This is a genomic window from Nocardioides sp. NPDC092400 (assembly GCF_040684155.1).
Lineage (GTDB): Bacteria > Actinomycetota > Actinomycetes > Propionibacteriales > Nocardioidaceae > Nocardioides.
The window spans coordinates 891,338-917,207 of record NZ_JBFBFJ010000001.1 but is presented as its reverse complement, the minus strand read 5'-3'; the positions used below and the strand labels follow the sequence as shown (position 1 = coordinate 917,207).

The 25,870-nt window shown below is 73.7% G+C and carries 28 protein-coding genes; 3 read left to right on the top strand and 25 right to left on the bottom strand.

All coding sequences use genetic code 11. The features are described from left to right. Positions 1–7: 7 nt before the first annotated feature. The 4 genes from AB0N29_RS04545 to AB0N29_RS04530 all read right to left on the bottom strand — a co-directional run bounded on the left by AB0N29_RS04545 (position 8) and on the right by AB0N29_RS04530 (position 1,915). Positions 8–202, bottom strand: coding sequence for an HGxxPAAW family protein (locus AB0N29_RS04545; RefSeq protein WP_302270819.1), 195 nt, complete (start codon positions 200–202; stop codon positions 8–10). Between the two features lie 80 nt (positions 203–282). After that, positions 283–903 (bottom strand): Trp biosynthesis-associated membrane protein, encoded by a 621-nt coding sequence (locus tag AB0N29_RS04540; protein ID WP_364864446.1) that lies wholly within the window; start codon positions 901–903, stop codon positions 283–285. Beyond that, positions 896–1,243, bottom strand: coding sequence for a phosphoribosyl-AMP cyclohydrolase (gene hisI, locus AB0N29_RS04535; RefSeq protein ID WP_364864444.1), 348 nt, complete (start codon positions 1,241–1,243; stop codon positions 896–898). The genes AB0N29_RS04540 and hisI overlap by 8 nt, the downstream gene beginning before the upstream one ends. Positions 1,244–1,318: 75 nt before the next feature. Beyond that, positions 1,319–1,915, bottom strand: coding sequence for a TetR/AcrR family transcriptional regulator (locus AB0N29_RS04530; RefSeq protein WP_302270815.1), 597 nt, complete (start codon positions 1,913–1,915; stop codon positions 1,319–1,321). A gap of 55 nt (positions 1,916–1,970) precedes the next feature. Between AB0N29_RS04530 and AB0N29_RS04525 the strand changes: the two genes are divergently transcribed. Then, positions 1,971–3,146 carry an MFS transporter gene (locus tag AB0N29_RS04525; protein ID WP_364864441.1) on the top strand — a complete coding sequence of 392 codons (1,176 nt, stop codon included), beginning with the start codon at positions 1,971–1,973 and terminating at the stop codon, positions 3,144–3,146. 47 nt (positions 3,147–3,193) lie between these two features. Here the strand turns inward: AB0N29_RS04525 and AB0N29_RS04520 are convergent, their stop codons facing one another. The 11 genes from AB0N29_RS04520 to hisD all read right to left on the bottom strand — a co-directional run bounded on the left by AB0N29_RS04520 (position 3,194) and on the right by hisD (position 13,916). After that, positions 3,194–4,990 (bottom strand): ABC transporter ATP-binding protein, encoded by a 1,797-nt coding sequence (locus AB0N29_RS04520; protein WP_364864438.1) that lies wholly within the window; start codon positions 4,988–4,990, stop codon positions 3,194–3,196. After that, positions 4,987–6,798, bottom strand: a complete 1,812-nt coding sequence (locus AB0N29_RS04515; RefSeq protein WP_364864437.1) for an ABC transporter ATP-binding protein — start codon at positions 6,796–6,798, stop codon at positions 4,987–4,989. Before AB0N29_RS04515 ends, AB0N29_RS04520 begins: the two co-directional genes overlap by 4 nt. 125 nt (positions 6,799–6,923) lie before the next feature. Then, the gene (locus tag AB0N29_RS04510; protein WP_302270810.1) at positions 6,924–7,565 is read right to left on the bottom strand and encodes a TasA family protein; all 642 of its coding nucleotides are present in this window, start codon (positions 7,563–7,565) and stop codon (positions 6,924–6,926) included. 215 nt (positions 7,566–7,780) lie between these two features. After that, the gene (locus AB0N29_RS04505) at positions 7,781–8,242 is read right to left on the bottom strand and encodes an MOSC domain-containing protein (protein WP_364864434.1); all 462 of its coding nucleotides are present in this window, start codon (positions 8,240–8,242) and stop codon (positions 7,781–7,783) included. A gap of 151 nt (positions 8,243–8,393) precedes the next feature. Next, positions 8,394–9,155, bottom strand: a complete 762-nt coding sequence (gene hisF / locus AB0N29_RS04500) for an imidazole glycerol phosphate synthase subunit HisF (protein ID WP_302270807.1) — start codon at positions 9,153–9,155, stop codon at positions 8,394–8,396. Further along, positions 9,152–9,886, bottom strand: coding sequence for a bifunctional 1-(5-phosphoribosyl)-5-((5-phosphoribosylamino)methylideneamino)imidazole-4-carboxamide isomerase/phosphoribosylanthranilate isomerase PriA (gene priA, locus AB0N29_RS04495; protein ID WP_364864431.1), 735 nt, complete (start codon positions 9,884–9,886; stop codon positions 9,152–9,154). The genes hisF and priA overlap by 4 nt, the downstream gene beginning before the upstream one ends. Before the next feature lie 42 nt (positions 9,887–9,928). Further along, positions 9,929–10,255 (bottom strand): hypothetical protein, encoded by a 327-nt coding sequence (locus AB0N29_RS04490; protein WP_302270805.1) that lies wholly within the window; start codon positions 10,253–10,255, stop codon positions 9,929–9,931. Beyond that, entirely contained in the window at positions 10,252–10,899 is a 648-nt protein-coding gene (gene hisH, locus AB0N29_RS04485; protein WP_302270804.1) for an imidazole glycerol phosphate synthase subunit HisH, read from the bottom strand. Before hisH ends, AB0N29_RS04490 begins: the two co-directional genes overlap by 4 nt. Beyond that, positions 10,896–11,504 (bottom strand): imidazoleglycerol-phosphate dehydratase HisB, encoded by a 609-nt coding sequence (gene hisB, locus AB0N29_RS04480; protein ID WP_302270803.1) that lies wholly within the window; start codon positions 11,502–11,504, stop codon positions 10,896–10,898. Before hisB ends, hisH begins: the two co-directional genes overlap by 4 nt. Further along, positions 11,501–12,610 (bottom strand): histidinol-phosphate transaminase, encoded by a 1,110-nt coding sequence (locus AB0N29_RS04475; protein ID WP_364864427.1) that lies wholly within the window; start codon positions 12,608–12,610, stop codon positions 11,501–11,503. The genes hisB and AB0N29_RS04475 overlap by 4 nt, the downstream gene beginning before the upstream one ends. Positions 12,611–12,617: 7 nt before the next feature. After that, on the bottom strand, positions 12,618–13,916 hold the full coding sequence (hisD, locus tag AB0N29_RS04470) for a histidinol dehydrogenase (RefSeq protein ID WP_302270801.1): 1,299 nt from the start codon (positions 13,914–13,916) through the stop codon (positions 12,618–12,620). A gap of 88 nt (positions 13,917–14,004) precedes the next feature. Here hisD and AB0N29_RS04465 point away from each other — a divergent pair, with 88 nt between their 5' ends. Together AB0N29_RS04465 and ybaK are read left to right on the top strand one after the other, a co-directional pair. Next, complete coding sequence (locus AB0N29_RS04465; protein WP_364864424.1) at positions 14,005–14,670, top strand: LON peptidase substrate-binding domain-containing protein; 666 nt, start codon at positions 14,005–14,007, stop codon at positions 14,668–14,670. A 43-nt stretch (positions 14,671–14,713) separates the two neighbouring features. Beyond that, positions 14,714–15,211, top strand: a complete 498-nt coding sequence (gene ybaK / locus AB0N29_RS04460) for a Cys-tRNA(Pro) deacylase (RefSeq protein WP_364864422.1) — start codon at positions 14,714–14,716, stop codon at positions 15,209–15,211. A gap of 23 nt (positions 15,212–15,234) precedes the next feature. On the opposite strand, the gene AB0N29_RS04455 is transcribed toward ybaK, so the two are convergent. The 10 genes from AB0N29_RS04455 to sepF form a co-directional block, all read right to left on the bottom strand. Then, positions 15,235–16,902 carry a hypothetical protein gene (locus AB0N29_RS04455; RefSeq protein WP_364864420.1) on the bottom strand — a complete coding sequence of 556 codons (1,668 nt, stop codon included), beginning with the start codon at positions 16,900–16,902 and terminating at the stop codon, positions 15,235–15,237. Between the two features lie 52 nt (positions 16,903–16,954). Beyond that, positions 16,955–17,500, bottom strand: coding sequence for a hypothetical protein (locus tag AB0N29_RS04450; protein ID WP_302270797.1), 546 nt, complete (start codon positions 17,498–17,500; stop codon positions 16,955–16,957). After that, positions 17,485–21,045, bottom strand: coding sequence for a DNA polymerase III subunit alpha (dnaE, locus tag AB0N29_RS04445; RefSeq protein WP_302270796.1), 3,561 nt, complete (start codon positions 21,043–21,045; stop codon positions 17,485–17,487). Before dnaE ends, AB0N29_RS04450 begins: the two co-directional genes overlap by 16 nt. A 161-nt stretch (positions 21,046–21,206) precedes the next feature. Further along, complete coding sequence (locus AB0N29_RS04440) at positions 21,207–21,929, bottom strand: GNAT family N-acetyltransferase (RefSeq protein ID WP_364864417.1); 723 nt, start codon at positions 21,927–21,929, stop codon at positions 21,207–21,209. Next, positions 21,916–22,851, bottom strand: a complete 936-nt coding sequence (locus AB0N29_RS04435) for an RluA family pseudouridine synthase (protein WP_364864415.1) — start codon at positions 22,849–22,851, stop codon at positions 21,916–21,918. Before AB0N29_RS04435 ends, AB0N29_RS04440 begins: the two co-directional genes overlap by 14 nt. Continuing rightward, positions 22,848–23,408 (bottom strand): signal peptidase II, encoded by a 561-nt coding sequence (gene lspA / locus AB0N29_RS04430; RefSeq protein WP_364864413.1) that lies wholly within the window; start codon positions 23,406–23,408, stop codon positions 22,848–22,850. Before lspA ends, AB0N29_RS04435 begins: the two co-directional genes overlap by 4 nt. Beyond that, entirely contained in the window at positions 23,381–23,860 is a 480-nt protein-coding gene (locus AB0N29_RS04425; protein ID WP_302270789.1) for a TraR/DksA family transcriptional regulator, read from the bottom strand. The genes lspA and AB0N29_RS04425 overlap by 28 nt, the downstream gene beginning before the upstream one ends. Before the next feature lie 207 nt (positions 23,861–24,067). Beyond that, positions 24,068–24,823 carry a DivIVA domain-containing protein gene (locus AB0N29_RS04420; protein WP_364864410.1) on the bottom strand — a complete coding sequence of 252 codons (756 nt, stop codon included), beginning with the start codon at positions 24,821–24,823 and terminating at the stop codon, positions 24,068–24,070. 184 nt (positions 24,824–25,007) lie between these two features. After that, the gene (locus AB0N29_RS04415; RefSeq protein ID WP_364864408.1) at positions 25,008–25,298 is read right to left on the bottom strand and encodes a YggT family protein; all 291 of its coding nucleotides are present in this window, start codon (positions 25,296–25,298) and stop codon (positions 25,008–25,010) included. Between the two features lie 6 nt (positions 25,299–25,304). Further along, positions 25,305–25,823, bottom strand: coding sequence for a cell division protein SepF (gene sepF, locus AB0N29_RS04410; RefSeq protein WP_302270786.1), 519 nt, complete (start codon positions 25,821–25,823; stop codon positions 25,305–25,307). Between the last annotated feature and the right edge of the window lie 47 nt (positions 25,824–25,870).

The window sequence follows — 25,870 nt, the reverse complement described above, 5'->3', positions numbered from 1 at the left end:
CGCGGGATCACCCGTGCAGGCCCATCTTGTCCATGACGATGAACAGCACCAGCGAGCCGACGGCCAGCGCGACGCCGACCCAGAAGACCACGAAGCTGATCGGGTCGAGCATCAGCCCGACGCCGCCGACCACGAAGCCGAGCAGGGCCACCACGACGGCGGTCCAGGCCGCGGGAGTGTTGCCGTGGTTGTCAGCAGACATGCGTGGTGCTCCTCGATCAGGGTCGGGGTGAGGGTCGTGCGGGAGGTTCGGGGGCGATCCTAGCGACACCGGGGACGGCATCAGGCCGTCGGGTCGTGCCCCTCGTCCATCGCCTTCCACAGGTCGATGTTGGTGGCCTCCTCCACCGGCCGGGCGACCGGGTCGGCACCGGTGCCGCCGGTCGGGGCGTCGTAGCGGCTGCCCATCTCCGGCCACTGCGGGACCAGCCGCACCGCGAGGACCGAGGCGACGAGGGTCAGCAGCGCCCCGACCGCCGAGGCCCAGAACCAACCGGTCCGGCCGACCTCGGCCGTCGAGCTGGCGGCGGTGTAGGCGTCCCGCAGGTCGTCGACCGTCGAGGACCAGCCGACGACGACCGCGGCCGCCAGCCCCATCGCGGCGACCGCGCCGAGGACGGCGACCGCGCGGCGTACCCGGCGCCGGGTGACCAGCACGACGCCCCAGCAGGCGAGCACCACCAGCGCCGCCGCGGTCGCGGCCGGCATCTCGCCGGTGTCGCCGAGGGAGTAGCCGAGCACGGCGCCCGCCTGGTCCGAGCCGCCGGCGACCTCGGCCCAGGGCCTGCTGCCGCCGACCGCGGCGAGGGTGCCGCCGGCGAGGCCGAGCAGGACGACCGGCCCGAACGTGCGCCGGCCCGGAGGCGTCGCGGGCGTCTGGGGAGCGGCGGCGGTGTCAGCCACGGGTCGGCAGCTCCACCGCGTCGAAGCAGGTCCGGTCGCCGGTGTGGCAGGCCGCGCCCTCCTGGTCGACCTTGACCAGCAGCGTGTCGCCGTCGCAGTCGAGGCGGACCTGCTTGACCCACTGGACGTTGCCGGAGGTCGCCCCCTTGATCCAGTACTCCTGGCGGGAGCGGGACCAGTACGTCGCGCGCCCGGTCGTGAGCGTGCGGTGCAGGGCCTCGTCGTCCATCCAGCCGAGCATGAGTACCTCGCCGGTGTCGTGCTGCTGCACGACCGCGGGCACCAGGCCGTCGGCGGTGCGCTTGAGTCGGTCGGCGATGTCGGGGGCCAGGGAGCTCACCGGGCCAGTATCCCCGGTCGGGCGCGAGCACCCGACCGCCGCCCGACCGCCGCCCGACCGCCGGCCGTCGCCGGCTCAGCCCGAGCGGCGGGTCCGCCGGTCGACGGCGGCCTCGGCGAGGTCCCTGGCCAGCACGAGCGGGTCGGGCCCCGGCCCGGCGTCCCCCCGGGCGTACGCCGCCAGGAGCCCGTCGTAGACGACCAGCAGCTCGGCGGCCAGCGCGTCGGCGTCGTCCGCGCCCGCCTCGGCGGCGAGACCGCGGAGCCGCTCGCGCAGCAGCCGGGTGTCGGCGTCGACCCAGGCCCGCGCGGGGTGGCCGGCCGCGGGCAGCTCCACGGCCGCCGCCAGCACGGCGCACCCGCGGGTCGCACCGTGCTCCCGACGGAAGCCGGCCACGGCGTCCAGGACCGACAGCAGCCGCGCCTCGGGCCCCTCGGCGGCGGCGAGCGCCTCGTCCCAGGCCGCGCGCCACCGGTCGTGCCGGCGCTCGAGGTAGGCGGCGACCAGCCCGTCCTTGCCCCCGAACTGCGCGTAGAGGGTGGCCGGCGACGCCCCGGCCTCGCGCAGCACCGCGTCCACGCCGGTGGCGGCGATCCCGTGCGCGTAGAAGAGCCGCTCCGCGGCGTCGAGGATGCGGTCACGGGCACCCGTCCGGGTCTGGGCCTCCACCATGCGGTTACTGTAACGATCGGCTCACCGTAACGATCGTTATTGTCGAGGAGCAGGCATGGGAAGCACGGAGCACCGGGGTGTCGTCGCGGCGGGGACGGCCGTCATTGCGGTCACCTACGGGCTGGTCCGGTTCGGCTACGGCCTGCACCTGCCGGTCCTGGCCGACGAGTTCGCCATCTCGCCCGGCATCGCGGGTGCGGTGGCCGGCGGCAGCTTCGCCGGGTACTGCGCCGCGGCGCTGCTCGCGCACCGGCTGGTCGCCCGCGGCCACCCGCGGGTCACGCTGTGGGTGGCGGGCCTCCTCGCCGCCGCCGGGTCCGCGACGGTCGGCCTCGCGTGGTCCGCCCCGGCCCTCGCCGCAGGGGTCCTCGTCGGTGGCAGCGGCGCCGGGCTGGCCTCGCCGGCGCTGGTGGCCGCGGTGGCTGCCACCGTCCGGGCTCCGGCCGCGGACCGTGCGCAGGCGGTGGTCAACAGCGGTACCGGGCTCGGGGTGGTGGCCGGTGGCCTGCTCGCCGCGGTGGTGGCCGACCAGTGGCGCCTGCTGTGGCTGGGCTTCGCCGTCGCCGCGCTGCTCACCACGTGGTGGGCCGACCGGCGCGCGACCTGGGCGGCGGCAGAGGCGGGACCGGACGCGGACCGTCCGGGGGTGGACCTCTCCGCGGTGCGGCCCGCCATGCTGGCCGCCGTCCTCGCCGGCGCCGGGAGCGCCGCGGTGTGGACCTTCGGGCGCGAGCTCCTCGGCGAGGACGGCGGGATGGGTGGGGCGACCACGGCCCTCCTGTGGGCCGTGCTCGGCGGTGCCGGGGTGCTCGGTGCGTTCAGCGGGGACCTCGTCGTGCGGTGGGGTCCGCAGCGGGCCTGGACGGGGTCGGCCCTCGTCGTGGCGGCGGCGACCGCGCTCCTGGTGGCCGCACCGGCCAGCGTCCCGGCAGCGGCGGTGGCGCTGGCCGCCTTCGGCGGCGGCTACGTCGCCCTCAGCGGCGTGCTCATCGCCGTGGCCACCCGGGTCGTCCCCCGCGGGGCGGCCCAGGCGACCGCCGCGCTGTTCATCGCGCTGACCGCCGGGCAGGCCGTCGGCGCCGCCGGGCTCGGCGCGCTGTCCGGGGCGACGACGCCGACCGTCGCCTTCGGGACCGCCGCGGCCCTGGTCGTGGCGAGCGTCGCCGTCCACGCGCGCCAGCCGAGCGCGCCGCGCCCGACCCCGGCGACCACCGCGGAGCTGCGGGGCTAGGTATCACAGCTAGGGCCGTACCGGGCCCGGGGCGGCGGCCCGGCGGGTCAGCGGCCCTGCTGGGCGATCCAGGAGGCGTGCAGCCCGGCGTACACGCCGCCCTCCTCGGCGACGAGCGCGGCGTGCGGCCCCCGCTGCACGACGCGACCCCGGTCGACGACGACGACCTCGTCGGCGTTCTCCGCGGTGGAGAGCCGGTGGGCGATGGTCACCGACGTGCGCCCGCTCATCAGCCGCTCGAGCGCCCGGCCGATGCGCATCTCCAGCGCCGGGTCCACCGCGCTGGTCGCCTCGTCGAGGACGAGCAGGTCGGGGTCGGCGAGGTGCGCGCGCAGCAGCGCCACGAGCTGCCGCTCGCCGGCCGAGAGCGACTCGCCCCGCTGCCCGACGCGCGTCTCCAGCCCGCGCGGCAGGCCGGCGAGCCAGTCCCCGAGGCCGAGCTCCTCCGCGCTCGCGCGGATCTCGTCCTCGGTCGCGTGCAGGCGGCCGTAGCGGACGTTCGCGGCGAGGGTGTCGTCGAAGAGGAAGCCCTCCTGCGGGACCAGCACGACGCTGCGCCGCAGCGACTCCGACCGGATGTCGCGGACGTCGACGCCGTCGAGCAGCACGCGACCCTCGGAGGGGTCCATCAGCCGGGTCAGCAGCTTGGCGACGGTCGACTTGCCCGAACCGGTCTCGCCGACCACGGCGACCCGCGTGCCCGAGGCGATGGCCAGGTCGATGTCGCGGAGCACCAGCGGACCACCGGGGTAGGCGAACGACACGTCCTGGAACCGCACGTCGATCGGGCCGCGCGGCAGCACGACGCCGTCCTCGCCCGGGTCGACCAGGTCGGCCGGCGTCTCCAGGATGCCGATCACCCGGCGCCAGCCGGCGATGGCGTTCTGGGCGTCGGTGAGGATCTGGGTGCCCATCTGCACCGGGCCGACGAACAGCGTCACGAGGAACGCGAAGGCCACGACCTCACCGGCGGTGATGTCGCCGCCCCACAGCCGGCCCTGGCCCAGCCAGATGCCGACGATGAGCACGCCGGCGTTGGCGAGGCCGGCCGAGACGCCGCCGAGGGAGAAGGAGAACGCCGTGAAGCCCTGCGCGCGGGTGCTGGCGGCCTTGTGGGCGTCGATGGCCTCGTCGATGCGGCGCTGGGTCCGGTCCTCGACGGCGTAGGACCGCACGACCGCGGCACCGACGACCGGCTCGGACACGGCGGAGAGCATCAGGCCGACCTGGCGCCGCACGGTGCCGTACGCGTCGGAGAGCTTGCGCTGGAAGTAGCGCAGCGACAGGAACAGCGGCGCGAAGCAGAGCCACACCACGAGGGCGAGCTGCCAGCTGTAGACGACCATCACGATGGTCGCGATCACCACCTGCCCGACGCTGACCACGAAGAGCAGCCCGCCGAAGACGAGGAACTGGCTGACCTGGTCGACGTCGCTGGTGACCCGGGCGACCAGCGCGCCGCGGCGCTCGGTGTTCTGCGTCAGCAGCGGCAGGTCGTGGACGTGGCGGAAGGCCTTGGTCCGCAGCGTCGCGAGCCCCCGCTCGGCCGTGGTGAAGAGCCGCGTGGTCATGGCGTACGACGCCCAGCTGGTCACCACGATCGCCAGCGCGGCGATGACGCCGGCCCAGACCGTGAACGACACGTCGGGGCCGTCGGGGCCGTTGACCCCGCGGTCCAGCACCTGCTGGACCACCACCGGGACGACGACCTGGCCGATGGAGGCGAGCACCGCCAGCACGAGCGTGCCGCCGATGCCCTCCTTGAGCTCGGGCGAGAAGTGCACGCCGCGGCGGATGGTGCGGATCGCACCGATGTCCTCGCCGGAGTCCATGACGGTGCTCATGCGCCCACCTCCTGCCCCTCGGGCTCGTGCTCCTGCTCGTAGGCGTTGACGAGGTTGGCGTACGCCGGGCTCCGGCGCAGCAGCTCGGCGTGCGTGCCGCGGTCGGCGACGCGGCCGTCCTGGAGGTGGACGACCTCGTCGGCCAGGGCGATCGTCGCCTTGCGGTAGGCCACGACGACGAGGGTCGGGCCGGCGCCGGTCTCGTCGCGGAGGGCGGCGAGGATGCGCGCCTCGACCTCCGGGTCGACCGCGGAGGTCGCGTCGTCGAGCACCAGCAGCCGCGGGCGGCGCACGAGCGCACGGGCCAGCGAGATCCGCTGCCGCTGGCCGCCGGAGAGCGAGGTCCCCCGCTCCCCCAGCCGGGCGTCGAGGCCGTGCGGGAGGGCGGCGACGAACCCGTCGGCCTGCGCGGCGCGCAGCGCCGCCCACACCTCCTCGTCGGAGACGTCGGCGCCGAGGGTGACGTTGCCGCGGACGGTGTCGTCGAAGAGGAACGGCGTCTGCGGGACGGTCGCGACGGCGTCGGCGAGCTCGCCGCGGGCCAGGTCGCGCAGGTCGGTGCCGTCGAGGAGGATCCGACCGCCATCGGGGTCGACCAGGCGGCTCAGCAGCATGGTGAGGGTGCTCTTGCCGGACGCGGTCGCGCCCACGACCGCCACGGTGCGGCCGGGGGCCACGGAGAAGTCGACGCCGTCGAGCAGCCGCTGGCCGGGCTCGTAGGAGTAGGTGAGGCCCTCGACCGCGAGCGAGGCGCCGCGGGGGCCGGTCCCGCCCGCGGGCACGGTGCGGTCGCCGTACGGCATCTCGCCGGTCGCGTCCAGCACGCTGCGCACGCGGCGGTAGCCCACGACGCTGCGCGGGAACTCCCCCAGCAGCCAGCCGATGGAGCGGATCGGGAAGGAGACGATGGTGAGCAGGTAGGCCACGGTGACCACGTCGCCGGCGTCGGTGGCGCCGCTGAGCACCCGCGAGACGCCCACGGCGAGGACGACGAGCACCCCGAGGTTGGGCAGCGCGGCCAGCGTCGGGTCGAACGCCGCGCGGATGCGACCGGCCTTGATGTTGACGTCGCGCAGCTCGCGCGCCCGGGCGGCGAACCGCTCGGTCTCCTCGCCCTCGCGGCCGAGGGTCTTGACGACCATCGCCCCGTCGAAGGACTCGTGGGCGATCTCGCTGACCTCGGCGCGCAGCTGCTGTGCCCGGGTCATCCAGCCCTGGGCCAGGCGCTGGTAGGCGACGTTCACCGCGATGACGACCGGGAAGATGGTCAGCCCGACGACGGCGAGGACGAGGTCGGCCAGCAGCATCTGGACCACGGCGATCGCCATCATCGCGACCGTCCCGACGGCCATGGGCAGCGGCGCGATCGGTCCCCACGCCGCCTCGACGTCGGAGTTGGCGTTGGAGAGCAGCTGGCCGGTGGGGTGGCGCTGGTGCCACGCCATGGGGAGCGAGAGGTACTGGCGCGTGACCGCGCGGCGCGTGTGCGCCTGCATCCGGTACTGCATGACGCCCGCGCCGAGGCGGCGGGCCACGATGCCGACCGCGCGGAGGATCGCGACGCCGAGGAAGAGGCCGAGGACGGCGAGCAGCATGTCGGCGCCCACCTCGCCGTCCTCGAAGGCCGGCAGGACCACGTGGTCGGTGGACCAGCCCAGGACCCAGGCGTCGGCGACGGTCAGCGCGCCGAACAGGACGCTCCCGAGGGTCGACAGGGTGAAGATCCACGGCTCGCGCCGGATCGCCACCCACAGCACGCGGAACCCCGCGCTCGTGGAACCCCGGCCTTGCTCCTGCTCGTCCGTCACCCGCTCCTGCTTCCCTCGGCCCGGGCTCAACCTCCGGGGCGCGCCACGATATTCCGGCCGCCGTCGGCGACCGGAATCCGTGGGGTGCTGCTGGCGTGCTGCCGGGGCTTGCCGCTGGCTGGTGGTCAGCGGCTCTCGGCGGCGCGCTGGGTGGCGTCGAAGGTGAAGTCGACGGTGGCGTTCTTGCCCTGGAAGTCGTTGCCCGCGGCCTCCGGCAGGGTCATCGTGACCCGCAGGTAGGAGGTCTTGGCGTCGTTGAGCGAGGTCAGGGCGACGGGCAGGGCGCGGTTGGCGCCGATGACCGGGCTGGCGGCGAGCACCGAGGTGGTCGTGCCGGAGCAGGTGAGGGCGCCGTTCGTCGCGGCGGGGGTCGCCTTGGTCCACGGCACCGAGCACTGGTCGACGGCGAGCTTGAGGCCGTTGGCGGTGTCGGTGGTGAGCAGGCTGCCGACCTTCGGCGTGGTGGTCATCGAGACCGAGCCGAACTTCTCGTCGGTGGCGCCGCGGGTCAGGGTGAGGTCGCGCTGGACGTTGTCACCGGGGACCAGGCCGGCGGCCTGCACCGAGGTGGGCTGGGACGCGGCGCCCAGGCCGAGGGTGATGGTGCCCGCGGCGACCTGCTCGGAGGCCGAGGTCGTCGAGGTGAACGCACCGAAGGTGCCGAGGCCCGCGACCGACGCGGCGCCGGCGACCAGGACGACAGAGGCGGCGATCTTCGCGGCGGTCTTGCGGGTGTTCTTGCGGTTCGTGGTGGTGGAGGTGCGCATCGGAGGGAGCCTTCCGGTGAGTGGTCCGCCGGTCTCTCCGGCGGTGTGTTCCTTGATGACCTGAACTCTGCCGAGCCCAGATCAAGGCACTCCCCGGCTCCTCCCCGACGTTCCCTCAAGGCCTGCGCAAGTCCGCTGAGGTTCCGCCGCCGTCGCTCCCTCACGGGGTGTCGCCGGACCGCCGCTCGGTACGCCAGCGACGCCGCCGAGCGCCTCTAGGCGGTGGGGACGACGCTCACCTCGTCGCCGAGGCGGACGGTGCCGGAGGTGAGCGCCCGGAGGATCGAGCCACCACGGCGGCGCAGGGCGGTGGCGCCGCCGGTGCCCATCGAGGACTCCATCACCCGGCAGGGCGCGGCCACGCGGACCACCTCGAGCAGCACCTCGCCGACCTGCAGCCGGGCCCCGGGCTCGGTGGGGACGGCTCCCCCGGCGATCGTGACCGTACGTCGCGTGGCGGCCGGCGGGACCGGCCGGCCGAGCTCCGCGGCGGCCTCGGCCAGCGCCTCGGCGGACTGCACCGACACGTGCCGGTGCTTCGCGCCCCACCACCGGTCCCCCACCACGCCCCGCCCGGCGACGACCTCGATGCTCGCCCGCGCCTCCATCGGCGCGTGCCGCTCCGGTGCGACGTGCAGCGCGACGACCCGGGCGCCCGCCGTGCTCCCGGGGCTCACCGGGCCGCCCGCGGCGTACCGGTCCCGGGGCGCACCGATCGTTCGATCGTCGCCGTGTCGACGGGTGCAAGCGCTTGCACAGCGTCACTTCCGCGCAATTGAACGATGGCGACGACCCCGAGACCCGAGCCGGCCCGGCGAGCAGGCCCGGTCACCGGACCGGGTGGCCGGCCTCGTCGAGGGCCCGCTTGACGTCACCGACGCGGAGGGTGCCGAAGTGGAAGACCGTGGCGGCGAGGACGGCGTCGGCGCCGGCGTCGACCGCGGGCGGGAAGTGCTCGACGCGGCCGGCGCCGCCGGAGGCGATGACGGGGATGGTGACCTCGCGGCGGACCGCGCGGATCAGCTCGAGGTCGAAGCCGTCCTGGGTGCCGTCGGAGTCCATCGCGTTGAGGAGGATCTCCCCCGCACCGAGCTCGGCGGCGCGGACGGCCCACTCGACGGCGTCGAGCCCGGCCGACCGGCGCCCGCCGTGCGTGGTGACCTCGAAGCCCGAGGCGGTGCCGGCCGCGCGCCGGGCGTCGACCGACAGCACGAGCACCTGGTTGCCGAAGCGGTCGGCGACCTCGGCGACGAGCTCGGGGCGCCGGATCGCGGCGGTGTTGACCGCGACCTTGTCGGCACCGGCGCGCAGCAGCCGGTCGACGTCCTCGGTCGAGGAGACGCCGCCGCCGACCGTGAGCGGGATGAAGACCTGCTCGGCGGTGGCCGAGACGATCTCCATGGTCGTGGAGCGGCCCTCGTGGGAGGCGGAGATGTCGAGGAAGGTCAGCTCGTCGGCGCCCTCGGCGTCGTAGACCTTGGCCAGCTCGACGGGGTCACCGGCGTCGCGCAGGTCCTGGAAGTTGATGCCCTTGACCACCCGGCCGCCGTCGACGTCGAGGCACGGGATCACCCGGACCGCGAGTGTCACGACGCGCTGCCCTTGGTCAGCGCGAGGGCGTCCTCGAGGGTGAACCGGCCCTCGTAGAGCGCGGTCCCGGCGATGGCGCCCTCGACGCCGTCGGGGACCAGGTCCATGAGGGCCCGGATGTCGTCGAGGGTGGTGACGCCGCCGGAGGCGACCACCGGCCGGTCGGTGGCGGCGCAGACGTCGCGCAGGAGCTGCAGGTTCGGCCCCTGGAGCATGCCGTCCTTGTTGACGTCGGTGACGACGTACCGCGCGCAGCCCTCGGCGTCGAGCCGGGCGAGGGTCTCGTAGAGGTCGCCCCCGTCCTGGGTCCACCCGCGGGCCGCGAGGGTGCGGCCGCGCACGTCCAGGCCGATCGCGATCCGGTCGCCGTGCTCGGCGATCACCCGCGCGCACCACTCGGGCTGCTCGAGCGCCGCGGTGCCGATGTTGACCCGCCGGCAGCCGGTGGCCAGGGCCGCCTCGAGCGACTCGTCGTCGCGGATGCCGCCGCTCATCTCCACGTCGATGTCGAGCGCGCCGACGATCTCGGCCTGCAGCGCCCGGTTGGAGCCGCGGCCGAACGCCGCGTCGAGGTCGACCAGGTGCAGCCACTCCGAGCCGGCGTCCTGCCAACGCATCGCGGCGGCGACCGGGTCGCCGTAGACCCGCTCGGAGCCCGCGACGCCCTGGGCGAGCTGCACGGCGCGACCCTCGGTGATGTCGACGGCCGGGAGGAGCTGGAGGTAGGACATGGGGTTCGCTTCCTGGTTCGGGTGTGGGGTGGACCGCGGGCTTCAGCGGCGGAACAGCAGGGTGTGCAGGACGGGCGCGGCGAGGGCGGCGACGACGAGCGCGGCCAGGCGGGCCGACCACTCCGGGACGAGGACCCAGACCGCGACGTTCGCGACCAGCAGGGCGCCGAGCAGCCACTGCCACTGGCGGCGGCGCCGGGTGGCGAGGATCCCCGAGGGCCGGGTACGCCGCGCCGGCAGGCGGGCGGTCACCGCACGGACGCGCGCGTCACGACGTTCCCGCCGCTCGGCCTCGGCGGCCCGGGCGGCCGCGACGACAGCGGCCTCCCGCTGCCGCTCCTCGCGACGGCGGGCCCGCTCCTTGCTCACCGCCCGGCGCTCAGCGAGGCGACCCAGTTGCGCAGCAGCGCCGCGCCGGCGTCCCCGGACTTCTCCGGGTGGAACTGGGTGGCGGTGAGCGGGCCGTTCTCGACGGCCGCGACGAAGCGGTCCCCGCCGTGCTCGGCCCAGGTCACCAGCGGCGCCCGGGTCCTGTCGTTGGTGACCAGCTCCCACTCGCGCACGCCGTAGGAGTGCACGAAGTAGAAGCGCTCGTCCTCGATGCCGGCGAACAGCGTGGAGCCCTCGGCGACCTCGACGGTGTTCCAGCCCATGTGCGGCACGACCGGGGCCTGCAGCCGCTCGACCACGCCGGGCCACTCGTCGCAGCCGTCGGTCTCGACCCCGTGCTCGACGCCGCGGCCGAAGAGGACCTGCATGCCCACGCAGATGCCCAGCACCGGCCGCCCGCCCGCGAGGCGGCGCCCGATCAGCCGGTCGCCCTTCACGGCGCGCAGGCCCTCCATGCAGGCGGCGAAGGCACCCACGCCGGGCACCAGCAGCCCGTCGGCGGCCAGGCAGGTGTCGAAGTCCGAGGTCAGCTCGACCTCGGCGCCCGCCTGCTCCATCGCGCGGACCGCGGAGCGCAGGTTGCCCGAGCCGTAGTCGAGGACCGCGACGCTCGGCCCGCTCACAGGGCGCCCTTGGTCGAGGGGATCCCCGTCTCGCGCGGGTCGAGGGCGACGGCGTCGCGGAAGGCGCGCGCGAAGGCCTTGAACTGGGTCTCGACGATGTGGTGCGGCTCCCGGCCCGCGAGCACGCGCACGTGCAGGGCGAGGTGGCCGTGGAAGGCGATCGACTCGAAGACGTGCTGGGTCAGCGACCCGAGGTACGCCGGGGTCGACCCGCCGAGCTGGACGTACTGCTGTCCCTCCGGCTCGCCGGTGTGCACGCAGTAGGGCCGGCCGGACACGTCGACGACCGCGTGCACGAGCGCCTCGTCCAGCGGCACGGTGGCGTCGCCGAACCGGCGGATGCCGACCTTGTCGCCCAGGGCCTGGCGCAGCGCCTGGCCCAGCGCGATGGCGGTGTCCTCGGTGGTGTGGTGGGCGTCGATCCAGTGGTCGCCCTCGGACTGCACGGTCAGGTCGACCAGGCTGTGCCGGGCGAACGCGGTGAGCATGTGGTCGTAGAAGCCGATGCCGGTGGAGACGTCGTGGCGACCGGTCCCGTCGAGGTCGACCTCGACGAGCACCTTCGACTCGCTGGTCTGTCGCTCGATGCGTGCGGTCCTGCTCATGACTGTCCCTCTTCCGTCACCAGTACGTCGCTCAACGCCTGCCTGAACGCGGCCATCTCCGTGGGTGTTCCGACCGAGACCCGCAACCACCCCGCGGGGCCGACCTCCCGGACCAGCACCCCGCGGTCCAGCAGCCCCTGCCAGACAGCATGGCGGTCGGCGAAGGTGCCGAACAGCACGAAGTTGGCGTCGCTCTCGGCCACCTGCAGGTCCTGCTCGCGCAGCCAGGCGACGGCCCGGTCCCGCTCGGCCCGCAGCTCGTCGACCTTCCCGAGCAGCTCCGGTGCGTGCCGCAGGGCCGCGACCGCGGCAGCCTGGGTCACCGCGGAGAGGTGGTAGGGCAGCCGCACCACGCGGATCGCGTCGCAGATCGCCGGGTCGGCGGCCAGGTAGCCCAGCCGCAGCCCGGCCGCGGCGAAGGCCTTGCTCATGGTCCGGGTGACGACCAGGTTGCGGTGGACCGGCAGCTGCTCGAGCGCGCTCGGGACCCCGGCGCGCCGGAACTCGCCGTACGCCTCGTCCACCACGACCAGGCCCTGCGGCTCGTAGGACGCCGCCGCCTCGCACAGCACGGTGACCGCCTCGGGCGGCAGCGCGGTGCCGGTCGGGTTGTTCGGCGAGGGCAGCAGCACCACGCTGGGCCGCTGCTCGCGCACCAGCGCGGCCGCCGCGTCCAGGTCGAGGGAGAAGTCGTCCTCGCGGCGCCCCTGCACCCACGTCGTGGAGGTGTCGCGGGCGTACTCCGGATACATCGAGTACGTCGGCGCGAAGCTGAGCGCCGAGCGACCGGGACCCCCGAAGGCCTGCAGCAGCTGCAGCATCACCTCGTTGGAGCCGTTGGCCGCCCACACCTGCTCGACCGCGATCCCGTGCGGGGTGTCGCGGGCGAGGTAGTCGGCCAGCGCGGTGCGCAGCGCGAAGTGCTCGCGGTCGGGGTAGCGGTGCAGCCCCCGGGCCGCCTCCGCGACCGACGCCGCGATGTCGGCGACGCAGGCCTCGGACGGGCCGTAGGGGTTCTCGTTGGTGTTGAGCTGGACGGGCACGTCCAGCTGGGGGGCGCCGTACGGCTCGAGGCCGCGCAGCTCCTCCCGGATCGGCGGGAACACGACGCAATCAGCCCCCGAAGCGGACGCGGACCGCGGCGCCGTGACCGGGCAGGTCCTCGGCCTCCGCCAGCGTGACGACGTGGTCGGCGACCTCGGCCAGCGCCTCGCGCGAGTAGTCCACGACGTGCACCGACTTGGTGAACGCGCGCACCGACAGGCCCGAGGAGTGGCACGCGCAGCCGCCGGTGGGCAGCACGTGGTTCGACCCGGCGCAGTAGTCGCCGAGGCTCACCGGTGCGTGCGGACCCACGAAGATCGCCCCGGCGTTGCGCACCCGGCCGGCCCACGCGGGCGCGTCCTCGGTCTGGATCTCGAGGTGCTCGGCGGCGTAGGCGTTCACCACGTCGAGGCCCTGCTCCAGGTCCTCGACCAGCACGATGCCCGACTGCGGGCCGGTCAGCGCGGTGCGGATCCGCTCGGTGTGGCGGGTGGCGGACACCTGCTTGTCCAGCTCCGCCTCCACCTCGCCGGCCAGCCGCTCGGAGGGGGTGACGAGGACGGCGCCGGCCAGCGGGTCGTGCTCGGCCTGGCTGACCAGGTCGGCGGCGACGTACGCCGCGTCGGCGGTGTCGTCGGCGAGGATCGCGATCTCGGTCGGACCGGCCTCGGAGTCGATGCCCACCTGGCCCTTGAGCAGCCGCTTGGCGGTGACGGTGTAGATGTTCCCCGGCCCGGTGACCAGGTCGACCCGCTCGCAGGGGCCGGTGCCGTAGGCGAACATCGCGATGGCCTGGGCGCCGCCGACGGCGTAGACCTCCTCGACGCCCAGCAGCGCGCACGCGGCCAGGATCGTGGGGTGCACGGCTCCGCCGAACTCCTTCTGCGGCGGGGAGGCCAGCGCGATCGACTCCACGCCGGCGACCTGGGCGGGCACCACGTTCATCAGCACGCTGGAGACCAGCGGCGCGAGGCCGCCGGGCACGTAGAGACCGACGCGGCGGATCGGCACCTTGCGGTGGGTCACCCGGGCGCCGGGGCCGAGGTCGGTGACGGCGTCCTTCTCCAGCTCGGCCTCGCAGGTCGCGCGCAGGCGGCGCACCGACTCCTCGAGCGCGGCGCGGATCGCGGGGTCGAGCTGCGCGAGCGCGGCGGCCGGCGCACCGTCCGGGACGCGCAGGTCGTCGACCTCGACACCGTCGAACTGGCGGGCGTACTCCTTGATGGCGTCGACGCCGCGGGTGCGCACCGCCTCGCAGATCGCATGCACCGCGGGCACCGCTGCCTCGACGTCGAAGTCGGCCCGGGGGACGACGTCGCGGTAGTCGACGGGACCCGTGGTCCCGCGCAGGTCGATGCGGCGGATCATGGCCCCGATCCTACGTTCGGGCGGTCCCCGCCCCGAACCGCCGACGCTGCGTGGACCACCCGCAGGCCCCGCGCACTAGGTTGGGGGCGTGACCGACGCGCTGCCGATGTTCCCGCTGAACGCGGTGCTCTTCCCCGGGGTCAGCGTGCCGCTGCACGTCTTCGAGGACCGCTACCGCGCCCTGGTGCACCACCTGCTGCGCGTCGAGGACCCCGCCGAGCGCGTGTTCGCCTCCGTCGCCATCCGGGAGGGCTACGAGATCGGCGACCACGGCGCGCAGTCGCTGTACCGGATCGGCGTCAAGGTGCAGCTGACCGAGGTCGAGCCGCACCCCGACGGCTCCTTCGACGTCGTCGCCGTCGGGCTGGACCGCATCGAGCTCGACCGGCTCGACTCGACCGGCCTCTTCCCGGTCGGCCACGTGCACGACCGGCCCGAGCCCACCCGGCCGGTCCCCGAGGGGCTGCTCGAGCAGGCGCGGGCGACCTTCGTCGCCTACCGGGCGGCGCTGGCCGAGATCCGGGCCGACCCCTACGACGGCACGCTGCCCCGCGACGCGTCGTACCTCTCCTGGACGCTGGCGGCCTGCGCTCCCCTGCCGATGCCCGAGCGCCAGATGCTGCTGGAGGCCGAGGACGCCGAGGAGCGGCTGATCCTCGTGACCGACCTGCTGCGCACCGAGCTGCGCGCGATGAACGTCATCCCCTCCCTGCCGGCCACCGACGTGGCCCGCACCCGCTGGTCGCCCAACTGACCGGACCCGCCTGGGCCGCCGAGAGAGAGTCGTCGAGGAAGACGTGGCCAAGAAGAAGACCGCCGCCCGCGCCGGCGGGACCCCCGCGACGGTGGCGCTCGGCGCCGCCGGGATCGCGTTCACCACCCACGAGTACGAGCACGACCCGCGGGCCGCGTCGTTCGGGCTCGAGGCGGCCGAGGCGCTCGGGCTGGACCCGGCGTGCGTGTTCAAGACGCTGATGGCCAGCTGCGACGGGCGGCTCGTCGTGGGGATCGTGCCGGTGGACCGGCAGCTGGACCTCAAGGCGCTGGCCCGCGCCCTGGGCGGGAGCAAGGCGGCGATGGCCGAGGTGGCCGCCGCCGAGCGGGCGACGGGGTACGTCGCCGGCGGCATCTCCCCGCTCGGGCAGAAGCGGGTGCACCCGACGGTGGTCGACGCCACCGCCCTGGAGCACCCGACGGTCTACGTCTCCGGGGGCCGCCGCGGCCTCGACCTTGGCCTCGCCCCCGGCGACCTGGTGACCGCGACCGACGCCGTCGTCGCACCGATCAGCCGCTGACCCGTGCGGCCGGGGCGACCAGGTCAGTCGGTCGAGATCCGGACGGTGGACCGGGAGACGCCGTCCTCGATCCGCGAGGTGGCACCGAGGGCGGCGAGCGGCCCGAGCACACCCGAGACGTCCTCGTCGTCGGCGGCCAGGTCGGCGAGGAGGCCGGCGTCGAAGTCGAGGTAGAGCACCGCGCCGGCCTCGTCGACGTCCGTGACGACGCTGCGGAACCGTTCCGAGCCGCCGAGGTCACCGCCGGCGGCGACCTGCTCGCGCCACGCCGGGTCCGGCCCGACGGCGACCGCGCCGTCGGCCACCGTCCGCTCCAGCACGCCGGCCAGGAACGGCGGCAGCTGCCCGTGGAGCCGGTCGAGGACCGACTCCACGGCCTCGACGTCGCCGCCCAGCCGGGCGGCGACCGGGACGGTCCCACCCTCTCCGGTGAAGAACGCCTCGGGGTCGATCCCGGCCCCCACCGCGACCGCCACACCACCCGAGGTGAGGGTCTCCAGGTCCTCGGGGAGCTCCAGCCCGGTGACGCCCAGCTCGGCGAGCAGCTCGTCGGGGTCGGCGCCGAGAGGGGCGGCGACCTGCTCGAGGAGGCCCTCGGCCCAGCCGTCGGCGAGTCCGATCCCGAGCGCGGCCACGGTGTCGTCGGGCAGGTCGGCGACCAGCGCGCCTCCCTCGTCGGTGGTCGTGACGTCGTCGGCACCGCCGGCGCCGGCGGCCACCTCGAGCTCCAGGGAGCCGTCGTCGAAGCGGAGCGTCGCGGCCATCCCCTCGAAGTCCTCGAGTGCGGCGGTCATCTCCTCCGTCGCCCCCGGCGCGGGGAGCGGCGGCAGGTCCTCCTCGGTCGGGGGCTCGGAGGAGTAGCCGTCGCTCCCGCCGTCCGGCACGGACAGCCCGAGCGCGGGCGCAGGCACCTCCCCGCCGAGGAACGGCATGGAGAGCTCGTCGGCCAGGTCGGCGAGCACCCGGCCCGCCTCGGGGGCGGCGTACGCCGTCGCGATGCCGGAGCCGCCCGCCTCGCCGGTCCAACGCGTGAAGTCCTCGTCCTCGGACAGCGGGGAGTCCTCCGCCTCCTCCGCGACCCGGTCGGCGATCTCCTGGGTCTCGGCGACCACGGCCCAGTCCCCCGCGACGTGCCAGGCGCCGTCCTCGCCGCCACCGAGGCAGTCCTTCACCGCGGCGAGCCCGTCGTCGGCAGCGTCGGCGTCGTCGAGCTGCAGCACGAACACCGCCGCCGGGTCCTCCTCCCCCACGTCGACGGCCGCCGCCGCGGCCCGGTCGCCGAGCCAGGGGTCGACGTCGTCGCCGAAGTCGACGCCCTCGCACGCCGCGCCGCCGAGGACCTCCTCGAAGACCCAGCGGCGCACGTCGTCGTCGGTGTCCAGGCCGACCTCGTCACGGAACGCCTCGAACTCACGCAGCGTCCGCAGCGCCTCGATCTTCTGCGCACCACCGGGGTCGAGGTCGACCGAGACGTACCCGAGCGTCGAGCCGGGCAGCGCCTCGGCCGGCTGCGGTCCCGTGGCCAGGAACGACATCGCCGCCCACGCGCCACCTCCCACGACCGCGGCCGCGAGGACACCGCCGGCGACGAACGCCGTGCGGCGGCGGGTGCCCGGGGAGCGGGGCGCGGGCGCACCACCACCCTGCTCGAGGTACTCGGGGGTGCCGGACGGGGGGACGGGGCTGCTCATCGTGGCCTCCTGCGGCTGCGGTCAGCCGGACCCTACCCGCGCAGCGACCTGCTCAGGCCCCGCGCTTGGTGGTGGCGAGGAAGACGACGGCGGTGCCGAGGAGCGCCGCGCCCGGGAAGGCCAGCCAGGCGTGCGGGACGTCGACGGTGAGCGCGCTGTCCAGCTCCGTGCCGTCCCTCGCCGTCCGGGCCAGCACCTCGGGGTCCGCCGGGCTCCAGTGCAGCCCGAGCCGGAGCATCAGCCAACCGCCCAGCGCCGCCCCGACGAGCGTGGCGGCGAGGGTGACCAGCTCGGCGCGGTCGAGCAGGAAGGCCACCAGGGCACCGGAGAGGAGCCCCGCGGCGACGGCCACCAGGACGTAGAGACCGGTGCCGGCGAACGCGTGGCGCAGCCCGTCCTCGTCGGTGAACCACCGGCCGTCCTGCACGACGCCCGGCGTCGGCGTCCACAGCTGGAACCACACCGCGCCGGCGGCGGCGCCGGCCACCACGAGCAGCGCGACGGCCGCGAGCGCCTGGAGCACCAGGACGCGGATGGGGGGCCGACCGCGGACGGTCGTCGCGCCGCGGGGTGCGGCGACGGTCAGCTGGTCAGGCACCCGGGGCCCAGCAGCTGCTTGAGGTCGGCGAAGAGCGCGGGGCTCGGGGTCACCCGCAGCCGGTCGTCGAGGCGCATCACCTTGGTCGCCTCACGCGTCAGCAGGCGGAGCCGCACCTCGGTCATGCCGGGGTGCGTGCCCAGGACGTCTCGCAGCTGTTCCACCACGGGACCAGTACACCGGGTGGACGGTAGCGAGATCACGACCGGACCGGACGGACCGTCGGAGATGTCGGGGACCGTCACCTCCTGGCCGTGGATCTCGGGCTGGTCCTTGCTGCGCGAGAGCCGCCCCTTCACCGTGAGGATGGCGTCCTCGGTGAGGTAGGTGCTGGCCAGCTGGTAGGCGCTCGGGAACAGCAGCACGTCGATCGCGCCGTCGAGGTCCTCGAGGGTGATCATCGCCCAGGCGTCGCCGCGCTTGGTGATCTTGCGCTGCACCGACGTGACCAGGCCCGACACCGTGATCGGCGCGCCGTCCTGCCGGTCCTCGTCGAGCATCAGCTGGCCGATCGTGCAGTCGGTGCCGTTGGCGAGCACGTGCTCGAGGCCGAGCAGCGGGTGGTCGGAGACGTAGAGCCCGAGCATGTCCCGCTCGTGGCCGAGCAGGGTCGTCTTGTCCCACTCGTCCATCTCCGGCACGGTCACCGAGATGCCGAACCCACCGCCGTCCTCGGTGTCCATGCCGCCGAAGAGCGAGTCCTGGCCGATGGCCTCGTTGCGCTTGATGTCGACGTACTGGTCGACCGCGGTCTCGTGGATGGCGACCAGCGAGCGCCGCCGGTGGTTCATCTCGTCGAAGGCACCGGCCTTGATCAGCGACTCGATGACCCGCTTGTTGCAGACGAGCGCCGGCACCTTCTCCATGAAGTCGTTGAAGTCGGTGTAGCGGCCCTTCTCCTCGCGCCCGGCGACGATGCCGTCGACGACGTTCGCGCCGACGTTGCGGACCGCGGTGAGGCCGAAGCGGATGTCGGTGCCGACCGGGGTGAAGTTCGACGCCGACTCGTTGACGTCCGGCGGGAGCACCTGGATCTTCATCCGGCGGCACTCGTTGAGGTAGATCGCGGACTTGTCCTTGTCGTCCTTGACCGAGGTCAGCAGCGCCGCCATGTACTCGGCCGGGTAGTTGGCCTTGAGGTAGGCGGTCCAGTACGACACCAGGCCGTACGCCGCGGAGTGGGCCTTGTTGAAGGCGTAGTCGGAGAACGGCAGCAGGATGTCCCAGAGCGTCTTGACCGCCGCCATGGAGTAGCCGCGCTCCTGCATGCCCGCCGAGAAGCCGGCGAACTGCTTGTCCAGCTCCTCCTTCTTCTTCTTGCCCATCGCGCGCCGCAGGATGTCGGCCTGTCCCAGGCTGTAGCCCGCCAGCTTCTGGGCGATGGCCATGACCTGCTCCTGGTACACGATCAGGCCGTAGGTCTCGCCCAGGATGTCCTCGAGCGGCTCGGCCAGCTCGGGGTGGATCGCCTCGACCGGCTCCCGGCCGGTCTTGCGGCGGGCGTACTTGTTGTGGGAGTCCGCACCCATCGGACCGGGCCGGTAGAGCGCGCCGACCGCGGAGATGTCCTCGAAGGTGTCGGGACGCATCGAGCGCAGCAGGGCGCGCATCGGGCCGCCGTCGAGCTGGAAGACGCCCAGGGTGTCGCCGCGCTGGAGGAGGCGGTACGTCGCCTCGTCGGTGAGCGGGAGCTCCTCGAGCACGACGGTCTCGCCGCGGTTGGCGGCGATGTTCTTGACCGCGTCGTCGAGCACCGTGAGGTTGCGCAGCCCGAGGAAGTCCATCTTGATCAGGCCGAGGCCCTCACAGGTGGGGTAGTCGAACTGGGTGATCATCGCGCCGTCGGCGGGGCGCTTGAGCATCGGGATGATGTCGATCAGCGGCTCGCTGGACATGATCACGCCGGCGGCGTGGACGCCCCACTGGCGCTTGAGGCCCTCGATGCCGATGGCGGTGTCGACGACGCGCTTGACGTCGCCGTCGGCCTCGTAGAGCGACCGGAACTCCCCGCCCTCGCCGAACCGCTTGTGCTCGGGGTTGAAGATCTCCTGGAGCGGGACGTCCTTGCCCATCACCGCGGCCGGCATCGCCTTGGTGATCCGGTCGCCCATGGCGAAGGGGTAGCCGAGGATCCGGCTGGAGTCCTTGACGGCCTGCTTCGCCTTGATCGTGCCGTAGGTGATGATCATCGAGACCCGGTCGTCGCCGTACTTCTCGGTGACGTACCTGATGACCTCGCCGCGCCGGCGCTCGTCGAAGTCGATGTCGAAGTCGGGCATCGAGACGCGGTCGGGGTTGAGGAAGCGCTCGAAGATCAGGCCGTGCTCGAGCGGGTCGAGGTCGGTGATCCGCATCGCGTAGGCGACCATCGAGCCCGCACCGGAGCCACGACCCGGGCCGACGCGGATGCCGTTGTCCTTGGCCCAGCCGATGAAGTCGGCGACGACCAGGAAGTAGCCGGGGAAGCCCATCTGGGTGATGACGCCGACCTCGAAGTCGGCCTGCTTGCGCACGGCCTCCGGGATGCCGTCCGGGTAGCGGAACCGCAGGCCCTTCTCGACCTCCTTGACCAGCCAGGAGTCCTCGTTCTCCCCCGGCGGGCAGGGGAACTTCGGCATGAACGTGCCGTTGCCCTCGGTGAACTGGACGTCGCACCGCTCGGCGATGAGCAGCGTGTTGTCGCACGCCTCGCGCAGCTGGTACTTGTCGACCCACAGCGCCCGCATCTCCTCGGCGGACTTCAGGTAGTAGCCGTCGCCGGAGAACGCGAAGCGCTGGCCGGGGCCGTCACCGGCGGGGATGTCCATCGTGGAGCCGGAGTTGATGCAGAGCAGGTGCTCCTGGGACTTCGCGTCCTCCCGCATGACGTAGTGGGAGTCGTTCGTCGCCAGCAGCGGGATCTGCAGGTCCTTGGCCAGCCGGAGCAGGCCGTCGCGGACGCGGTTCTCGATGTCGAGCCCGTGGTCCATCAGCTCGAGGAAGTAGTTCTCCCGACCCAGGATGTCCTGGAACTCACCGGCGACCTTGCGCGCCGCGTCGTACTGCCCGTAGCGCAGGTGGACCTGGACCTCGCCCGAGGGGCAGCCGGTCGTGCCGATGATCCCCTTGCTGTGCTGGGCCAGCAGCTCGCGGTCCATGCGCGGCTGCTTGAAGAACCCGTCGCGCCAGGAGCCCGTGGAGAGCCGGAACAGGTTGTGCATGCCCTCGGTCGACTCCGAGAGCAGCGTCATGTGCGTGTAGGCACCACGCGCCGAGACGTCGTCGGGGCCGCCGTCGTAGAAGTTGACGCCCTTGCGCTCGTAGCGGGAGATGTTGGGCGTGAAGTAGGCCTCGATGCCGATGATCGGCTTGACGCCGGCGGACTTGGCCTTGCGGTAGAACTCGTAGGCGCCGAACACGTTGCCGTGGTCGGTCATCGCCACCGCGGGCATGCCCAGCTCGGCCGCGCGTCCGGTCAGGGCGCCCAGACGGGCCGCGCCGTCGAGCATGGAGTACTCGGTGTGGACGTGCAGGTGGACGAACGAGTCCTGGGAGCCGGTCGACATCGGCGGTGCGCATCTCCTCGGGGTCGAAGCGGCGGGTGGGCAGCATCAGCCACCGGGTGGACGGCCCGGCGTCGATCCTGGGGAAGGACGTCAGGTTACTCGACGGCCGGGACCGATGTTGGCACTCGCCGCCGACAGTCGCGCGGACCGTGACGCACGCGTCAGCGGGCGGCGTCGAGGGAGGCGGTGATGATCGCGTCGACCACCGGGACGAGCCGCTCGGTGCCCAGCTCCGGTGCCCGGCGGGCGACCCGCTCGGCGACCTGCCGCTCCCGCGCGGGGTCGCGTGCGGCGTCGGGCTTGAGCGGCTGGATGGCCCGCGTCAGGGCGGCCCGGCGGGCCAGCAGGTCGCCGAGCTCGACGTCGACCTCGTCGACGAGGCCGCGGAGGAACGCCACCGGGTCGCGGCCCGGCCACGCCATCCGCACGTCCGGGCTCCGCTCCTCGTTGGCCGATCCGTCGGTCCGCTCCAGCGCGACCAGGCCGTGCCGGGCGTAGAACGCGCGGGCGGGGGCGTTGGACTCGAAGACCCACAGGCAGAACCCGTCGGGCAGCCGTTCCTTGACCACTTCGAGGAGCACCGAGCCCACGCCCCGCCGGGCGGCGGTGGGCTCGACGTAGAGGTCATCGAGCCAGGTGCCGGTGTGCCGGGCGTAGCCCACGACCCGCTCCCCCGCCTCGGCCACCCAGACCTCGTCCGCGCCGATCCGGGTCGCCAGGAACGGCGCGAGGGTGGCGTCGGGGTGGGGCGAGTCCGGCATCGGCGCCGCGCGCCGCGCGCGGAGGTGGACCGCCGCCAGCGCGGTGGCGTCGGCCGGCTCCGCCGGGCGGACGGTCAGCTCCAGCGGGTCGCCGCCGGCCGTGGAACGGTCAGGAGGCGTCACGGATGACCTCGAGCGCGTCCGCCAGGTCCTGGGGGTACGTCGACTCGTAGCTCACCTGCTCGCCGGTCTCCGGGTGCTCGAAGCCGAGCCGCACGGCGTGCAGCCACTGCCGCTCCAGGCCCACCCGTCGGGCCAGCGTCGGGTCGGCGCCGTACGTCAGGTCGCCCACGCAGGGGTGCTTGAGCGCGGCCATGTGCACGCGGATCTGGTGGGTGCGGCCGGTCTCGAGGTGCACCTCGAGGAGGCTGGCGAAGCGGTGCGCCTCGAGGGTGTTGTAGTGGGTGACGCTGGCCCGGCCGTCGGCCATCACGGCGAACTTGTAGTCGGCCTTCGGGTGCCGGCCGATGGGGGCGTCGATCGTCCCCTCCAGCGGGTCGGGGTGCCCCTGCACGAGCGCGTGGTAGGTCTTGTCGACCGTGCGCTCGCGGAAGGCGTTCTTGAGCACCGAGTAGGCGTGCTCGGACTTGGCGATCACCATCACGCCCGAGGTGCCGACGTCGAGGCGCTGCACGATGCCCTGCCGCTCCGACGCGCCGCTGGTCGCGATCCGGAAGCCCGCGCCCGCGAGGTGGCCGACGACCGTCGGACCGTTCCAGCCCGGCGAGGGGTGGACCGCGACGCCGACCGGCTTGTCGATCACCACGATGGAGTCGTCGTCGTGGATGATCCCGATGCCCTCGACGATCTCGGGGACCACCTCGAGCGGGTCGACCATGCTCGGGATGCTCACGTCGAGCACCGAGCCGGGCAGGACCCGGTCGCTCTTGCCGGGCGCCACGCCGTCCAGCTGCACGTGCCCGGCGGAGATCAGCTCGGCCGCCCGGGTCCGGGAGACGCCGAACAGGCGCGCCATGGCGGCGTCCACGCGCTCGCCGGCGAGCCCGTCGGGGACGGTCAGGCTGCGCTGGTCGATCTGGGTCACTTCTCCCCCTCGTCGCGCGTGCCGTCGATCCGCACGCCCCGGAAGGCCTGCAGCAGGATGAGCCCGGCCGCCACGTTGATGCACATGTCGGCGACGTTGAAGACCGGCCAGCTGGGCAGCATGAACATGTCGATCACGTGACCGCGCAGCGGACCGGGCGAGCGCAGCAGCCGGTCGGTGAGGTTGCCGGCGACGCCCGCGAGCAGCAGGCCCAGGGCGATCGCCCACACGACGTTCCCGACCCGGCGGGCGAGCCACAGGACGACGCACAGCGCCACGATCGCGATGCAGGAGAGCACCACGGTGTACTCCGTGCCGGTGCTGAACGCCGCGCCCGGGTTGCGCACCAGGTGCAGCACCAGCAGGTCGCCGACGACCTCGACGTCGGGCCGCCCGGTGAGGTGCTCGACCGCCAGCACCTTGGAGACCACGTCGACGGCGTACAGCACCGCGAAGACGGCCGCCAGGACCAGGCGCAACCGGCCCGTGCGCGTGTGCGAGGGTACGGCGGGACGGTCGGTGTCGTCGCTCAGCGACGTTCCTCGCGCTGCTTGCATGTCATGCAGAGTGTCGCACGGGGGAAAGCCATCAACCGCATCTTGCCGATCGGCTCCCCGCACGACTCGCACACGCCGTACGTCCCGTCGTCGATGCGCGCGAGGGCCCGGTCGATCTGGGCGAGCTTGTCGCGCTCGTTGGCCAGGACCGTGAGCTCGTGGTCGCGCTCGAACGTGGTCGAGCCGATGTCGGCCTGGTCCTGCCCCGCCCCGTCGCCGGAGTCGCGCATCAGGCCGCTGATCTCGCTGTCGAGGCCCTCGATGATCGTCGCGCTGTGCTCGCGGGCCTCGTGCAGGTCGTCGAGGACCTCGGTCAGCTCCGCGCTGGTCCAGGCCTCCTCGCCCTCCTTGACCACCAGGGTCGAGAGGTCGACCTTCTGCGCCGCGTCCTTGGTGCTCGCGGCACCCTTGCCCGCTGCCTTCGCGGTCGGCTTCGTCGTGCTCCGCGCCATCGGTCCTCCTGGGCCGGTCACGTCGGTGACGGGAAGCCACCGTGTGGCGGGAGGGTAGCCGAGCCCGGCGACGAGACCAACCGGGCACCCCGCGGCGCGACCTGCCGGCCGCGCCGACGCCCCTGCGCACGACGGACGGCCGGCCCCGTGCTGGGGCCGGCCGTCCGGTCGTCGTGCTGCCGCGGGGCGGCTACCTGCGGGGCAGGCTCAGCTCTCGTCCTCGCCCAGGATCGACCGCAGACGCTTGGGCGCCGGCTGCTCGTCGGTGGGCGCGGCGCTCTCGGCGGAGCCGAGGGCCTCGAGCTGCTGGGTGAAGTAGGTCTTCAGGCGGGAGCGGTACTCGCGCTCGAACGAGCGGAGGGTCTCCACCTCGCTGCTGAGGCGGTCCCGCTCGCGCTCGAGCTCGCCGAACATCTGCTGGCGGCGCTCGGCGGTCTCGGAGTCCAGCATCTGCGCGCGGGTGCGGGCGTCGGACTCGAGGCGGTCGGCCTTGGACTTCGACTCCGACTCGAGGCGCTCGGCCTTGGTGCGGGCCTCGCCGACGATCTTGTCGGCGTCGTTCTTGGCCTCCTCGACGAGCTCGTCGGCGTTGCGCGTGGCGATCTCGAGGAGGCGGGCCGCGGCGTTGGACGCCTGCGGGACGGTCTCGACGCGGATCGTCTCGACGGAGCCACCGACACTGGCCGCGACGGGCTGCGCCGCCGGGGCGGGCTCGGAAGCCTTCTCGGCGACCGGCTCGGGGGCGGGCTCGGCCGGCGGGGCCGGCTGGGCGACCGGCACCGGCTGGGTGCCCGACTGCACGGAGGACAGCCGGGCCCGGAGGTCGTCGTTCTCCTTCGTGAGCCGCGCGAGCTCGGCCTCCACCTCGTCGAGGAACTGGTCGACCTCACCCATGTCGTAGCCCTCGCGGAGCCGGACAGGAGTAAAGCGCTTGTTGCTCACGTCCTCAGGCGTCAGCGGCATGACCTCACCCATTCAATGTCGTGTCGGTAGTGGCAAGTGCGTGTGGCAGACGCTGTGGCTGCTGCCTCCGTCGAACAATAGCGCCTGCCCTGGGACTGGTGTGACTCGGCAGAGTCGCTGGTCAGCGGCCCGGAACAGACCCGCCGGGCGGACCCGCCGGGGCGGCTCCCACCTGCGGGCGCCCTCAGAGGAAGACGGCGCGGTTGACCTGGAGCAGCACGTAGGCCGAGATCATCACCAGGATGAAGCTGAGGTCCAGGGCGACGGCGCCCAGCCGCAGCGGCGGGATGACGCGCCGCAGCGCCTTGATCGGCGGGTCGGTGGCGGAGTAGACGAGCTCGAGCGCCACGAGGAGCGGACCGGTCGGCGACCAGGAGCGGGCGAAGACCTGCACCCAGTCGACGACGAACCGCACCCACAGCAGCGCGATGAAAACCCAGAGGACGATCTCGATGATCGACCCGATGACCTGCACCTGACCTCAGCTCTGGTTGAAGAAGCCGCCCTCGGCGATCCGCTGCTTGTCCTCCGCGGCCACCGAGACGTTGGGCGGGGACAGCAGGAACACCTTGTTCGTGACGCGCTCGATGGTGCCACGGGTGGCGAAGACGAGGCCCGCTGCGAAGTCGACCAGCCGCTTGGCGTCGGCGTCGTCCATCTCGGAGAGGTTCATGATGACCGGGACGCCCTCGCGGAAGTTCTCACCCACGGTGCGCGCCTCGTTGTAGGTGCTCGGGTGCAGCGTGGTGATCCGGCTCAGCTCGGCGACCACGCCGGGCGCGGGGGCCGGCGCCGGGGCCGCGGCCACGGGACGGCGCCGCTCGGCGAGGTCGGCGACGGGGGCCGGCGCGGCGGCACGCGGGCGCTGGGCGCGCGCGGCCGCGGCCACGGGCGTCGTCTCCTGCGTGTGGTAGTCGTCGCCGTCGTACTCGTCGTCGTACCGGCCGGTGTCCTCGAGCAGGCCGAGGTACTCGCCGATCCTGCGCATCGCGCCGCTCATGGGTGTGACCTTTCGGAACTCAGCGCCCGCGAGGGGCACTCCTTGGA

Excerpts from the sequence above, each read along its gene's own strand:
- sepF (WP_302270786.1), bottom strand. The coding sequence starts at position 25,823 with ATGAGCGGCGCGATGCGCAGGATCGGCGAGTACCTCGGCCTGCTCGAG.
- dnaE (WP_302270796.1), bottom strand. The coding sequence starts at position 21,045 with ATGTCGACCGGCTCCCAGGACTCGTTCGTCCACCTGCACGTCCACACC.
- AB0N29_RS04545 (WP_302270819.1), bottom strand. The coding sequence starts at position 202 with ATGTCTGCTGACAACCACGGCAACACTCCCGCGGCCTGGACCGCCGTC.
- lspA (WP_364864413.1), bottom strand. The coding sequence starts at position 23,408 with ATGCAAGCAGCGCGAGGAACGTCGCTGAGCGACGACACCGACCGTCCC.
- priA (WP_364864431.1), bottom strand. The coding sequence starts at position 9,886 with ATGTCCTACCTCCAGCTCCTCCCGGCCGTCGACATCACCGAGGGTCGC.
- AB0N29_RS04420 (WP_364864410.1), bottom strand. The coding sequence starts at position 24,823 with ATGCCGCTGACGCCTGAGGACGTGAGCAACAAGCGCTTTACTCCTGTC.
- AB0N29_RS04525 (WP_364864441.1), top strand. The coding sequence starts at position 1,971 with ATGGGAAGCACGGAGCACCGGGGTGTCGTCGCGGCGGGGACGGCCGTC.
- AB0N29_RS04425 (WP_302270789.1), bottom strand. The coding sequence starts at position 23,860 with ATGGCGCGGAGCACGACGAAGCCGACCGCGAAGGCAGCGGGCAAGGGT.
- AB0N29_RS04510 (WP_302270810.1), bottom strand. The coding sequence starts at position 7,565 with ATGCGCACCTCCACCACCACGAACCGCAAGAACACCCGCAAGACCGCC.
- hisB (WP_302270803.1), bottom strand. The coding sequence starts at position 11,504 with ATGAGCAGGACCGCACGCATCGAGCGACAGACCAGCGAGTCGAAGGTG.
- AB0N29_RS04455 (WP_364864420.1), bottom strand. The coding sequence starts at position 16,902 with ATGAGCAGCCCCGTCCCCCCGTCCGGCACCCCCGAGTACCTCGAGCAG.
- hisD (WP_302270801.1), bottom strand. The coding sequence starts at position 13,916 with ATGATCCGCCGCATCGACCTGCGCGGGACCACGGGTCCCGTCGACTAC.
- AB0N29_RS04520 (WP_364864438.1), bottom strand. The coding sequence starts at position 4,990 with ATGAGCACCGTCATGGACTCCGGCGAGGACATCGGTGCGATCCGCACC.
- AB0N29_RS04530 (WP_302270815.1), bottom strand. The coding sequence starts at position 1,915 with ATGGTGGAGGCCCAGACCCGGACGGGTGCCCGTGACCGCATCCTCGAC.